The 13951-nt window shown below is 33.6% G+C and carries 13 protein-coding genes; 11 read left to right on the top strand and 2 right to left on the bottom strand.

Annotation, left to right across the window (positions count from 1 at the left end; all coding sequences use genetic code 11):
* The first annotated feature begins 386 nt into the window (after positions 1-386).
* From H6622_13115 to H6622_13105, 3 genes are read left to right on the top strand one after another with little or no spacing between them, the layout of a single operon-like run.
* The gene (locus H6622_13115) at positions 387-1265 is read left to right on the top strand and encodes an O-antigen ligase family protein (protein ID MCB9062455.1); all 879 of its coding nucleotides are present in this window, start codon (positions 387-389) and stop codon (positions 1263-1265) included.
* Positions 1250-2428 carry a polysaccharide biosynthesis C-terminal domain-containing protein gene (locus tag H6622_13110; GenBank protein MCB9062454.1) on the top strand — a complete coding sequence of 393 codons (1179 nt, stop codon included), beginning with the start codon at positions 1250-1252 and terminating at the stop codon, positions 2426-2428. The genes H6622_13115 and H6622_13110 overlap by 16 nt, the downstream gene beginning before the upstream one ends.
* An 8-nt stretch (positions 2429-2436) precedes the next feature.
* Entirely contained in the window at positions 2437-3507 is a 1071-nt protein-coding gene (locus H6622_13105; GenBank protein MCB9062453.1) for a glycosyltransferase family 4 protein, read from the top strand.
* A gap of 8 nt (positions 3508-3515) precedes the next feature.
* On the opposite strand, the gene H6622_13100 is transcribed toward H6622_13105, so the two are convergent.
* On the bottom strand, positions 3516-4718 hold the full coding sequence (locus tag H6622_13100; GenBank protein ID MCB9062452.1) for an O-antigen ligase family protein: 1203 nt from the start codon (positions 4716-4718) through the stop codon (positions 3516-3518).
* Between the two features lie 136 nt (positions 4719-4854).
* Here H6622_13100 and H6622_13095 point away from each other — a divergent pair, with 136 nt between their 5' ends.
* From H6622_13095 to H6622_13075, 5 genes are all read left to right on the top strand, one after another.
* A complete protein-coding gene (locus tag H6622_13095) occupies positions 4855-5457 on the top strand; it encodes an SIS domain-containing protein (GenBank protein MCB9062451.1) in 603 nt (200 codons plus the stop codon).
* Positions 5439-5990: an HAD-IIIA family hydrolase gene (locus H6622_13090; GenBank protein MCB9062450.1), complete on the top strand. Its 552-nt coding sequence runs from the start codon at positions 5439-5441 to the stop codon at positions 5988-5990. The genes H6622_13095 and H6622_13090 overlap by 19 nt, the downstream gene beginning before the upstream one ends.
* Position 5991: 1 nt before the next feature.
* Complete coding sequence (locus H6622_13085; protein ID MCB9062449.1) at positions 5992-6711, top strand: transaldolase; 720 nt, start codon at positions 5992-5994, stop codon at positions 6709-6711.
* On the top strand, positions 6711-7652 hold the full coding sequence (locus tag H6622_13080) for a glycosyltransferase family 2 protein (protein ID MCB9062448.1): 942 nt from the start codon (positions 6711-6713) through the stop codon (positions 7650-7652). The genes H6622_13085 and H6622_13080 overlap by 1 nt, the downstream gene beginning before the upstream one ends.
* A gap of 171 nt (positions 7653-7823) precedes the next feature.
* Positions 7824-10052: a hypothetical protein gene (locus tag H6622_13075; protein ID MCB9062447.1), complete on the top strand. Its 2229-nt coding sequence runs from the start codon at positions 7824-7826 to the stop codon at positions 10050-10052.
* Positions 10053-10060: 8 nt separating this feature from the next.
* Here H6622_13075 and H6622_13070 read toward each other — a convergent pair whose 3' ends face one another.
* Positions 10061-10942 (bottom strand): SDR family oxidoreductase, encoded by an 882-nt coding sequence (locus H6622_13070; protein MCB9062446.1) that lies wholly within the window; start codon positions 10940-10942, stop codon positions 10061-10063.
* A 93-nt stretch (positions 10943-11035) separates the two neighbouring features.
* Here H6622_13070 and H6622_13065 point away from each other — a divergent pair, with 93 nt between their 5' ends.
* The 3 genes from H6622_13065 to H6622_13055 are packed head-to-tail and all read left to right on the top strand — an operon-like array spanning position 11036 to position 13950.
* Complete coding sequence (locus H6622_13065; protein ID MCB9062445.1) at positions 11036-11989, top strand: NAD-dependent epimerase/dehydratase family protein; 954 nt, start codon at positions 11036-11038, stop codon at positions 11987-11989.
* A gap of 1 nt (position 11990) precedes the next feature.
* A complete protein-coding gene (locus tag H6622_13060; GenBank protein ID MCB9062444.1) occupies positions 11991-12986 on the top strand; it encodes a Gfo/Idh/MocA family oxidoreductase in 996 nt (331 codons plus the stop codon).
* Entirely contained in the window at positions 12970-13950 is a 981-nt protein-coding gene (locus H6622_13055; protein MCB9062443.1) for a galactokinase, read from the top strand. Before H6622_13060 ends, H6622_13055 begins: the two co-directional genes overlap by 17 nt.
* The last annotated feature ends 1 nt before the right edge of the window (position 13951 follow it).

Raw genomic sequence — 13951 nt, 5'->3', positions numbered from 1 at the left:
GTGTTTTGAATGCTTAACAATTTTGATAACATAAAATATCTAAAAAATTATGATTTTTATTTTTTAATAACTGTTTTTTTTCTAGCTTATTTGTTAAATACAAACTTCCTTATCTCATCCCTATTTATGTTGTTTTAAGTCTATTCCTAGTCTTCAGAATTGGTCTTCTAAAATCTATTTTAAAAGAGATTGATTTTAATTTAGGAATTCTCATTATATCTCAAATCATAATTTTAATTATCAGTTCAACATTCTCAGAAAATATTTCATTGGCCTTAAAACAAACCTTAAAGTATGTCGTCTATTCTATTTTTACTTTTTATAGTTATTTAATATTTGCGGACAAAGAAAATATAAATAAATTCAAAACTATATATATTTTTTTAATGAGTATTATTTCATTTCTTGGAATATTAGAATTTTTTTCGCCCAATTCAACGATATTTTCTTTTTTTAGAACTCAGGCCTCACTTGTTATATCCCCTCGGATTGCTTCTATTTTACAATGGCCAAATCAGCTTGCAATTTTAGTATCCCTTTCACTCCTATTTACTGACAGGAAAAAATATTCTCAAATCTTCATAACAATCATATTTACCACTCAGATAATTTTAACTTCAAGTCGAAATGGTCTACTAGCACTCATACTCGTTCTTATCTATAAAACAATACGAGAAAAGCAAGTTACAACTTTAATTTTAGTAATACTAACATTTCTAATTTTTACACCCTTAAAAAACTATGGAAATTTAAGAACTTATGAAAACAAGAAAATAGAAACGAAAAATATTTCAAATAGTAAAAAAGAAAAACTCAACAACTACTCGACTCTATTAAATGGTGGTGGAGTCGAAGCATCAACTACAGTTTCATTAAGATTGGCCCTATGGAAAGGAGGACTAAAAGAATTAGTTGAAAAAAATTTACTCTTTGGAATTGGCCCTGATAACTTTAGAAAAATTGTGACTCCCAAAATATTTAAATTTCATGCCTATAGAGAATTAAATGCCCATAATATTTTTATAAATTTCCTGGTTGAATGGGGATTAATTGGATTCATTGGTTTCCTACTAATCACATTATATATTTTCACACATTGCAAAAATATAGATTTCAAGTTCGTTTTAATCATGTTTTTTTCTGTTCAGATATTTGACTGTTTTAATTATGATGTATTTTTTATGTTTTCATTTTTGGCCATACTCACTATCCTCTATCACAGTGAACTTATATCTAAAGATAAATTCGAATGGAAATTGTTCTAAAATTGTTAAATTATATTTTTTTCATTGGCCTTACGAAGTCCTTCTCTTTCTTTTTCAATCTCTATATTTATTCTCAATTAGACACTCAGGACTATGGTAGTTTTCAATATTATTTTTCACTCGTATCTATGATCTTCATCCCATTTGTGGATTCTTTATTAGATTTAAAACTCGTAAATAATGAAAATGGCGTCAATAAAATACTAAAGATTAAGTGTTCTTTTTTCCTTACTTTTATGACGTTCTTATTAATCTATTCGTTTTATTTTAAGCTCAACCTACTTATTGTCATTCTCTTTTCGGCCCATTACTTTTTTCTTAGTCTTAGATCACACAATGTGACACTACTTCGACGATCACTACTCTACAAATATGAACAGATAATCATGTTTATAGAAAAATTCTTACCCATTTTGATTTTATTTATTTTCTATTTACTAAATTTGACTCTCGACTTGAAAGTTATCATGATTATTCTACTTTCCAGCTCTATACTGAGTTTTATAACGTCTACAATTTTTCGCCAAACTCAACTGAAAAAAGAAATTGCAATTGCTCAAAAATTTAGTGGAAAACAAACGATTAAACACACATTTTTTGCTATTTTAGCAAGTTATTTTATGGCCATCTATTTTAAGGTAGATCAAATCATGATTGGTAATCTCATTGGAATTAAATATGTGGCCAATTATGCTCTAAGCGTTAAATTTCTAGAAGTCTTTTTTCTAATACCAGGTCTTTGTATGAGTTATTTTTTTCCTAGATTTAGTGAGCAAATTAAAACTAAAACATTAAATGCAAAATATCATTTAGGACTATTTTTTGCATTAGGTTTGGCCCTTAGTTGTCTTTTCAGTTTATTAAATCTTATAAAACACCAATATATAATAAATATTCGCCCTTTTTTTACACCATGGGTAATGACCCTCACCATTGTCACCCTAGGACACTATTTAACACAAATACTAGTCGCATTAAAACGTGAAAAAGTATTATTGTATATAACGTTAATTGCCGTTATAATAAACGCGGTTTTAAATTACTTAACTATACCAAAAGCAGGCCCTGTTGCTGCTGCATACAGTACTTTTATTACTGAAACTTTAGTTGTAATTTTTTGTTTGATTGCAGCTTTGAAGTCAAGGTTTAGAATAGAGCAATGAAGAAATGGATGAAAAGTGTAATTTTCAATGGCCTAGCATGTCATTATCATACTTCGGGTTTTGGAGTTTATTCTAGAAATATTCTCCTCGAGCTGAAAAAACTTGGTCTTATAAAAAGTGGATTTTTTTTAGAAAAAGATTCTTTTTCCAAAAATATAAAATTTCTCAAAGTTTCCAAAATTCTAAAATTTAATAACGGACTTTTTAGTCACCTACTAAGAATTCTATGGTATCAGATTGTTCTCCCATTTAGAATCACTGATAAAAACACAATTTTTTACTCCCCTCTACCGGAAGGAAGTATTTGGGGACGATTTGATCAAATTGTAACTATTCATGATATAATTCCACTGCGTTTTGAGGAATATCATAAAAATCTAAAATGGTACTACAAAATTTTCATACCTCTCATTATAAAAAAAAGTAAATACATCGTTACTCCATCGGAGTTTACTAAAAAGGATATCATTGATTATTTTAAAACACCTGAATATAAAATCATTGTGGCCCCAAATGGATTTGATCATACAACATTTTATAAAGAAGATAATATTGAAAAAGAAAATTTTATGGTTTTTATTGGAGACTTACGACCCCATAAAAATTTTGATAATACGATTAAAGCTTTTGCAAAAACAAAAGGTATTAAGCTCAAAATAATTGGAAAGCAAGACGGACGATTCTACTTTAAGGCCCTTGAATTAATTAACCAATTAGGGCTTATCGATCGTGTTGAGTTCACAGGATATCTAACCGATGATGAATTAAGAATCATTTTAAATTCATCAAAAGGACTGTTGTTTCCATCATTGTATGAAGGATTTGGTCTACCAATAGTTGAAGCTTTGGCCTGTAATTGTCCTGTTCTAACTTCTCGAGGTTCATCTATGCAAGAAGTTGCGAATGAACACACTTTATTTGTAGACCCATACAATATTGAAGACATTTATAATAAAATTGAAATATTGAGGAACAATCAAAATAAACAAATGAATCAAGATATTGATTTCTCACATTTATATGATTGGAGTAAAACGGCCAAGACCGTTTGCAACACAATTGAAAAAATTCACATTTAATAAACCAACTAATTGTTTAGTTCAGATCTCGGTAACTTCACTTGTGAAATCATGTAAATGAGCATGATAAAAAATAAATTTTCTCCATCCCCGAATGTATACTGAGTTAATCCAGATATTGAAAATAATATAAAAAAAGGAAATATTAAATCGCCAAGTATATCATTACGCTTAAATAATTCAATACCCCAAAAGATATGAAACGCAATCGTAATGAGAAATCCCAATATACCCATTGTTGCCAAATGCTCTAGAAAGTTACTGTGAGCATGCCCACCAAAATTTGGGCTTCCTAAATTATTTTCTTTTTTTATTTTAGCTGACATTTGTTCAAAATTCTTAAAACCAACTCCTATAAGAGGGTGTCTTTCAAATACAAAGAGTGCCGCTTTCCATTGGGATAATCGCACACTAACAGAACGCATTCTTTCGGCCGATTGAAACATATCTTTTAATTTTGGAGAATATATATAAAACATTCCAGTTAGACATGCTAGTACTCCAATTGATATAAAAAGCTTTTTAAAGTTTTTTCTATATAAAAAAGGAAAAGCAATAACGACTCCTAATAATGCTCCTCGAGTATAAGATAAATAAAGGCCAGCAAAATTAAATATGATTGCAACGATGAGTAACTTTTCATTCAAATAGTTATTAAGTTTTTTTCGATAAACAAACATACCAATTAACAAAATAAGTGCAAACGCGGCCTGGTATCCATAAGTGATATACATTCCGTACATTCCACAGGCCCTATCTGCATGGCATGCGGCCTTCATTCTAAGAGGATGGTATTGTGTATATAAAGCAATTATGCCAGAGACTGATGCGATTATTGTTGAAACCATAAAAAGATTAAGCATTGATTTCAACTTTAATTTTTTTATATCTAATTTAATCATATAATTTAATGCGATTGTTCCGAAACAACCAAAAAAATAGTACTTTGATTTAAGGAACATTTTTAAAGGTTTTTCATAATCTTCAAAATTCACGAGCATTGAAACAAAAATGATGATAATCAAAGCAATAAGAGTCAACTGACTATATGAAAGTTTGTATTTTTTTTCTTTGAAATTAGCATAAGCAAAGTAAAGGCATGGTGGCAGAATTAAAATATGACCTAGTGCAGATACTGAGAATGACGTAAAAATAAACGCACTCCAGACCCAAAAAGTCCAAATAACTAGATTTGTCATTTTTCTTTCCATAACTCTCCCTACATCTCCCGATATCCAAAACTTTTCAAATCATACTGTTTTAATATATAAGTTCTGTATGATCATGAAAAGGTCAACTCGCTCTGTATATTGAGACAGACTTGAAATTTTAAATAAGGTGAGTGCAATGACTGATAACTTTTCCCAACAATTTCTAAACGATTCTATTGAAATTATAAAAAAAATTCCATCCCAGAAGATTGAATTTATTGCCTCTGAACTTCGAGAAGTGAGAGACAATGGGGGAAGACTTTTTTTTCTTGGAGTTGGTGGGAGTGCCGGCAATTGTGGCCACGCAGTAAATGATTTTAGAAAAATTTGTGGATTCGAAGCATACGCACCGACAGACAATGTTTCTGAACTTACTGCCAGAACAAACGATGAGGGATGGTCTGGAATTTTTTCTGGTTGGTTAGAAACTTCTAAATTAAATCAAAATGACGCGATATTTATCTTATCTGTCGGTGGTGGAAATTTGAAAAAAAATGTGAGTCCAAATCTGGTCGAGGCCATCAATCTCGCAAAAAAAAGAGGATCTAAAATCTTAGGAATTGTTGGTAGAGACGGTGGTTACACCGCTCAGTCATCCGACTCAGTCGTTATTATTCCTACAGTAAATCCGGCCCATGTAACTCCACAATCAGAGGCCTTCCAAGGAATTGTTTGGCATTTACTTGTCACTCATCCTCTGCTCAAAAAAGCTGAGACTAAATGGGAATCAACAAAATAAAGGCCGTTTTTTTAGATAGAGACGGAGTTATCAACAAGTCTATCGTTAGAGAAGGTAAACCCTATCCACCTCAGTCAATATCTGAATTTGAGTTCAATCCTGGAATACATGAAGTATGTCGAAGTTTAAAAGAAAATGGCTTCATTCTTATCGTTGTCACAAACCAGCCTGACTATAAACGTGGAACCCAAAAATTAGATGTTATTGAACAGCTTAATACTCATGTCGCCAATAAACTTCCCATAGAGAAAGTATACTGCTGCTTGCATGACAATGAGGATAATTGCAACTGTAGAAAGCCTAAACCCGGCATGATTTTAATGGGTATAGAAGAATTTAATATTGACCCGATGCAAAGTTTCATGATTGGTGACAGAACTTCAGATATTTCCGCAGGTAAGGCCTGTGGATTAAAAACTATCTTTATAGATTATCATTATGAAGAAAAACAAAATGAAATTCCGGATTATACTGTAGAATCCATTAAAAATATTGTAGAAATAATCGTGCCAAAAAACGAATGGGAGAGTTGATATGAGTACATTATCTAATCTTGATATAAAGATCTATGCTGACGGTGCTGACAAAGCGGAAATGCTTGAAATGGCCAAAAGGGAATATATCCAAGGTTTAACAACCAACCCTACTCTTATGAAAAAGGCCGGAGTCAAAGATTATGTATCTTTTTGTAAAGATATTTTATCTGAAATAAAAGAATTGCCTATATCGTTTGAAGTATTCGCTGATGAATTTGAAGAAATGAAAAGACAGGCACTTGAAATTAAAAGTTGGGGTAATAATGTCTATGTTAAAATTCCAATTATGAATACAAAAAAACAGTACTCATATGAACTGATTAACGATCTAACAAATGCTGGAGTCAAACTCAATGTGACGGCCATTTTTACACAGAAACAAGTGGAAGAACTTCTCAAAAATACTGAAAAAACTAAAGGTTTGGTAGTGTCAGTTTTTGCAGGAAGAATAGCTGACACTGGAGTTGATCCAGTTCCTTTAATGTCAAAATGTAAACAACTAACCAAAAATCATTCTGATTATACTGAGCTACTTTGGGCATCACCACGAGAAGTTCTGAATATATTTCAGGCAAATGAATGTGGGTGTGATATTATCACGGTCTCTGGTGATATTCTTAATAAACTAAAATTATTAGGTAAAGATCTCGAAGATTTCTCCAATGAAACGGTTAAAATGTTTTATAATGACGCAACCTCTGTAGGTTACACAATCTAATGAAAAATTATAAACTGTCTGTGATTGTACCAGTTTTCAACGAAGAAAAAAACGTTCCTGTCCTTATTGAGAGATTAAAAAAAGTAATCCAAAACTTGAAATGTGATTATGAGATAATTTTTGCACTTGATCCATGCCCTGACAAAACTGAAGAAGTTATTTTAGAACATCGAATCAATGACAAAAATATTAAACTTCTAAAATTTTCAAGGCGCTTTGGACAACCTGCTGCAACGATGGCCGGACTCGCCTATTGCTCAGGCGACATTAGTGTGGTGATTGATGCTGATTTGCAAGATCCACCCGAGCTAATTGAGTCTCTCGTCGAGAAATGGAAAGAGGGAAATGATGTTGTCTTTGCTCAACGAAGATCACGAGAGGGAGAAACCTTTATAAAAAAAATGGTGGCCTATATTGGATATTGGGTAATAAACCGTATCACAGACATTAAAATACCCAAAAACACTGGCGACTTTAGACTTATGAATCGAAAAGTGATGGATCATTTAAAGAAAATTCATGACAATGAAGGTTTTTTAAGAGGTTTAGTTGCCTATGTAGGTTTCAAACAAATTGCTGTCTTGTATGACAGAGATGCACGTTTAACCGGTACAGGAAACTATAATCGTTGGCTTGGTTCTCTCACAATTGGACTTAATGGAATCATTGGTTTTTCTAAATACCCATTGCATTTTATATCTGTTCTTGGACTCATTATTTCATTTGGTAGTTTTGTCCTTGGACTTACTTATTTTACTATGAAAATTTTAGGTTATGAGCCCATCTGGGGAAACCCTACACTTGTTATGCTAATTTCATTCTTTAGTGGTGTACAACTTTTATGTCTTGGAATCATCGGACAATACATGGCCAGAATGTATGACGCAATTAAGGCCAGACCTGCTTATATTGTCAGTGATTTTTACGGGACTGAAGAATAGACACGTAACGTACTGATATAAAACAACTCGGTTTTTATTTCATTTAGTCTAGAGTGACAAAGACCCACTTTTATTGACACTTTCAGGAAGAAACTCAAATTAGAATATGAATTTTCCTAGTTAAATTCCAAACATTTACAAAATATCAAAAAAATAGTCTAGAATAACTTTATGATAATAGTTTTTCTCTTTTGTACTATTATATTTATATCAGGCTGTGGCAAAAGTGCTATATCAGTGGGTAATCTGACATCTGAGGATTCAGTATCTTCTGGATCAAGTCTTCCAATTAAAACTATCATAGTTTCTCCAACTTACCCAAATCACGCAAATTGGAACGATTATATTGAAAATGATTTTATAAATGATAAGAATCATCAAAGTGATACAACATGTTCAGTAGGATCAAATTATAGGACCAACTGTCTCCATGCGGGTGAGCGAAGAAAAGTTGAAATTATTGGATATAGTAGTTGTAACGCTCTTACTTTGAATGAAAATCTCGCAGTTTTTAAATGGAAATGTGATGACAGTAGTGGAACTGCTATCTTTTATAGTAGTTATTTAAAGAGTAATAAAGGTTTAAAAGATTTAATTGACTCACAGGGATGGAGAGAAAATTCAGTTAGTATTTATCAAGGTTCAACACTTATTGCCCAAAGTAATCCAAATGTTTGGTGGTCAAACGAGATAAAAGAACTACCTGATAATTCCACAACGAGTGTAACTGAACTTCCTGTCTCTGGAGATAGTCCAAATACAATTTACTATCATGACACTGATATTCTTTCTAATGGTTATAATGTTAACGGAGATGGCGTTTCAATTGTCTCTCTGGGAAATTCGATAATGCAAAATCAAAGTAATACAGTTAAGAATTGTAATTCTAGTGATGGAGAATTGGTAAACTATAATGTGAGTTGTCTAATTGTTAGTGGTTCTCAAAAACATATCTGGATTGAAACAAACTTAAACTGCTCAGCACCAAATGCGACCAAAGAGAATTATGGTTTAATGCTCAATGGTGTAAAGCATTCTCACATTAGAAACGTTAATATAAGTAATTGTAGTCAAGATGGCGTTAATATTATCAATAACTCTCATAACAATATCGTTTATAATATTAAAGTCGAAAACGTTGGAAGTGATGGTGTTTTTCTCACAGGTTATACGTCTCATAATTATTTTGAAAATATTACTGTTGCAAACGCAGTCGGTAAGGGTTTTTGGATTGAATATGGTGGAACTTCATTTTTAAACATAATGAAAAATTTAAGAATTTTCAACGTTGGAAGTTACGGAATTCGATCATTCGGTGATAGCAAAGGTACAAATCGCTGGGTTTCAGCTCTAATTGTAGGGACTGGAAACTCTGGGATTTCTCATGCCGACAGTGCTTATAGTATCGCAAGCCATTTTACAATAGTGAATTCTTCATATAGAGGAGTTGAAGATAGTGATCTTAACTATTTTAATAATATTGTCGTTGTAAATACAACTGATGATTCTTTATATAATAATACTGGTAACACTAATACGTACTATGGAGGAAGTAAGTTTTACAATCTAGCACTATTCGATTCAGGTGATAATGGTATCTATGACATCGGAAAAAGAGGTTATTATTTAAATAAAGTTTTAACAGGTGGGCACACAACTGCAGATTGTGAATCTTCAGGTGGTGCGACTGAATATGGAGTAGAAGATATAACTTGTACTATAAGTGGAACAGACGGTTCGTCCGATTATACTAGTCCAAACTCAAATGCTAAGTTTTTCTTTAATTTAGATGTATCAAATTCATTTGTAGGAAAAACAGGAGATTCAATAAATACATCACCTGATGCATCGACTGGACTAAGCACTTATACAGATATTTCAGATTTTTTAAATTTTGAAAACGAATTTAGAGGTTATAGTCTAGATGGAGGTACCTTTCCGGATTCGGCTCAACGTGGGGCCTGTACGAGCGGAGACTGTGCAATTTGGGACTTCAGCTTAAAACAGACAGATACTCTTTTACGAAACCGCGTCGGTGATACTCAAAGTGAAAATGAAACTTTTCAAGCAGGTTCACCATGCCCAAGTGCTGCTCATGGTGACAAAGTCCTCAGTAGCTTCTCCTATGAAATCCCCGATGGATCAGGTGATTTGGATGGAAAATGCGAAACAGGAGAAAGCTGCGAAACTAATATATTTCTAGTCAATGCTCAGGAAATTTCTTTTGATGACATAGGAGATGATGACGGTCTATGCGAAAGTAACGAAGCATGTGTTTACGCTCCAAACCTTGGAGCTTATCAAGGACATGGTGACTACGAGAGCAACGGAACTTGTATCTTCCAAGATGGTACAGTCTCTGGCGTCACACTCTATGCTTATCCAATCAACGGCAGGTAAAGAGATTTCTAATTATTTGCATAGGGATCCCAGGACATCGCCCTATCGATTGGAGCAATCCTACGAATAGTGTAAACATCTGTCTCTTGAATATCTTTTCGATGATCATTGAATATTTCCCAAGGATCCCAAATTGCACTGATAAGCTTTCCTGTAATACCATTACTAGACTGACTTGATAAATAAACCGCTAAATTCGTGGCCTTCTCAAAACCTGCGCCACCGCTTTCTTTTTGTTTTAACGAACTCTTATAATATTCCTCACGAACTTTACTCGGCCCAGCTGCTATGACTTCATCCAAAAATTTTGTATTCATTGCCCCTGGGGCAATACAATTTACATCAATTCTATACTTCTCTAATTCCATGGCCAGAGTCTCTGCAAAACGTACAACTCCTGCTTTACTGGCCGCATAGGCCGATACGTAAGGCATTCCTTTAGTTGCACCTCCCCCTGAGAGAATTATAATTTTAGCATCAATTGATTTTTTTAAAAACTTGAGAGCTTCCTGACAACAAGAAACGGTCCCAATTAAGTTTATATTAATCGTATTAATCCAATCACTAAGAGTATACTCATCAAGCTCGCCCTTAGGTCCTAAAACTCCGGCATTACAAATAAGAACATCTACACCATTCATAGATTTTGCAGCATTTTCTAAAAATGAATTCACATCTTGCTGATTAGCAACGTCGCATGCGGCTGCATAGATAATCTGATTCACATTTTTTTTATATTTGGATAATTCATCTTTTGCCAATTGGATTTTTTCACTGGATCGCGCACAGATGGCCACATGTGCTCCTTCTTGCACAAATCTCTTGGCCATCGCAAGTCCAAGTCCAGTGCTCGCGCCCGTTATAATCATCTTCCTATTTTCCAAACTCATGAATTCTCCTCTGGTAGCAAGAATTTAGCCTTTTTCATTTCTACAATGGTTTGCTATATTATCCGTAATTTCAACACATCGAATAGGATTAATATGAGGTATTTTGTCACTGGTGGAGCTGGTTTTATAGGAAGTAACATGGTTGATAGGCTGCTCGAAATGGGAAATAGTGTCACTATCTACGATAACTTTTCTACTGGCCATCGACACTTTGTTGAAAATGCCCTTAAAAATGATAAATGTACTTTGATCGAAGCTGATCTCTTGGACGAATCCACACTCGACTCTAGTATCGCAGGGCATGATTTCGTTTTTCACTTTGCAGCAAATGCTGATGTAAAAGATGGATTAAAACATCCAAGAAAAGACTTAGAACAAAATACCATTGCAACATTTAACGTCTTAGAAGCAATGAGAAAAAACAATATTAAAAAAATAGCATTTTCTTCTACTGGTTCAGTTTATGGTGAACATCCAACAATTCCAACTCCTGAAGATGGTGCTTTTCCAATCCAAACATCACTTTATGCAACAAGTAAGGTTGCGGGAGAGGGTTTAATTTCAAGCTATGCAGAGGGCTTTGGATTCACTGGATATATTTTCAGATTCGTTTCAATTCTAGGAGAAAGATATACTCATGGCCATGTTTTTGATTTTTATAAAAAACTTCTCAAAGACCCTTCTCAAATGGAAGTACTTGGAAACGGAAAGCAAAGAAAATCTTATCTCTATATTCAAGACTGCATTGATGCAATTTTAACTACAATTGATAGGGCCACTGAAAATGTAAATATTTATAATCTTGGAACAGACGAATATTGCCAGGTTAATGACTCGATTAATTGGATTACAAAATCTTTAGGTCTCACTCCAAAGCTCATGTACACAGGAGGAGACAGAGGTTGGGTTGGAGATAATCCCTTTATATTTCTCGATACCAAAAAAATTCGTTCTCTTGGATGGAAACCTAAACTTAGTATAGAAGAGTCAATTTTAAAAACTCTGGATTACTTAAAAAATAATAAACACTTATTAGAAAGAGTTTAAAATGCGAGTGGCAATTATTGGCTGTGGTTTAATTGGTGAAAAAAGGCTTAAAGCGATTGGGAAGGACCACATTGTTTGTGCTCTTTGTGACACTGATCTTGAAAGGGCCAGAACTCTTAAAACATATGCCTCGCAAAATACACTTTTGACTGATGACTATCAAAAGGCCATTTCACAAAGCGAATGCGATATTGTCATCATTGCGACAATTGTATCGAAATTAAGTGAAATTACAAAGTTTTCTGTTGATAATAAAAAGCATGTCATCGTTGAAAAACCTTGTGGACGAAACTTCAAAGAAATTGGGCCGATTTTAAAAACTGCTCAAGAATTTAATTTAAAAGTAATGGCAGGATTCAATCATCGCTTCCATCCTGCGATGTTAAAAGCTAAAGAGATAATCGATTCTGGAGATCTAGGAGAACTTATGTTTCTAAGAGGTCGATATGGGCATGGTGGAAGAGTTGGCTACGAAAAAGAATGGAGGGCCAATCCAGAACTTTCAGGAGGGGGAGAGCTCATTGATCAGGGAGTCCATCTTATCGACTTATCGAGATGGTATTTAGGCGATTTTCCAATTGTTCAAGGTGAAGCACATACTCTTTTTTGGGATATGAAAGTAGATGACAATGCCTTTATGAAGCTTACGACTCAAAAGCAACAAATTGCTTGGTTGCATGTAAGTTGCTCCGAATGGAAGAATATGTTTTCTCTAGAAATATATGGAAGAAGAGGTAAGATTCAAATTGAGGGACTTGGAAGAAGTTACGGGACTGAAAAACTAACTTATTATAAAATGCTCCCTGAGATGGGCCCTCCCGAAACAGAGTTATTTGAATACTCTGGTGAAGATCTCTCTTGGAACAAACAATTTGAACATTTTATTGATTGCATAGAACAAGATACTCCGATGTTGGGAAGTTTAACAGATGCCTATGAATCTCTTAAAATAGTTGATCATATTTACAAGGAGAGCAGTTGTGCTTATTACTCGTAGCCCACTAAGAATTTCACTTGGAGGAGGAGGGACTGACCTACCTTCGTATTATGAAAAATACGGCGGTTTTTTAATTGCTGGTGCTATTAACAAGTATATTTATATTACTATTCATAAAATATTTCATGAGAAAAATCACATCTTAAAATATTCTGAGTTTGAAAAAGTAAGAACTATTGATGAAATCAAACATCCGATTATCAAAGAAGCATTAAAAGATATACATCTAGGAAACGAATATTTAGAAATAGCTTCTATGGCCGATATTCCGGCCGGAACTGGACTCGGATCTTCTGGATCATTTACAACAGGTTTACTTAAGGCCCTTCATTATTATAATCGTCATATCTTAACTCAGGAAGAACTTGCAGAGATGGCCTGCGATATTGAAATTAATAAACTTGGGGAACCTATAGGAAAACAGGATCAGTACGCCGCGGCCTTTGGAGGTCTTACTTGTTTTGAATTTCAAAAAGATGGAAAAGTCATTGCTTCTCCTTTGAATATTACCAATGAGACACTTTATGATTTAGAAGATAATCTCCTACTCTTCTTCACCGGTTACTCTAGGAGTGCTTCAAATATTTTGAAAGACCAAAAAGTAAAAAGCGAAAAAAATGATGAAGAAATGATCAATAATCTCCACTTTGTTAAAGAATTGGGACTTCAATCGAAGGCCGCACTCGAAGCAGGGGATCTTTTCAAATTTGGTGAACTCATGAACACTCATTGGGAAAATAAAGTCAAACGTTCAAGCGGTATGAGTAATTCCCAGATTAATGATTGGTATCAACTGGCCCTTAAAAATGGAGCAGTCGGAGGTAAACTCATTGGAGCAGGAGGAGGAGGATTTCTGATGTTTTATGCTCAAGACAATGAAAAACTTAGACGGGCCATGGGAAATCAAGGTTTAAAAGAAGTCAGATGTCGCTTTGACTTTGATGGAACGAAAGTGATTGTTTAAT

Source organism: Halobacteriovoraceae bacterium, assembly GCA_020635115.1.
Classification (GTDB): Bacteria; Bdellovibrionota; Bacteriovoracia; order Bacteriovoracales; family Bacteriovoracaceae; genus JACKAK01.
Note: the sequence above shows the minus strand (reverse complement) of the source record. Positions and strands in the feature narration are given on the sequence as shown.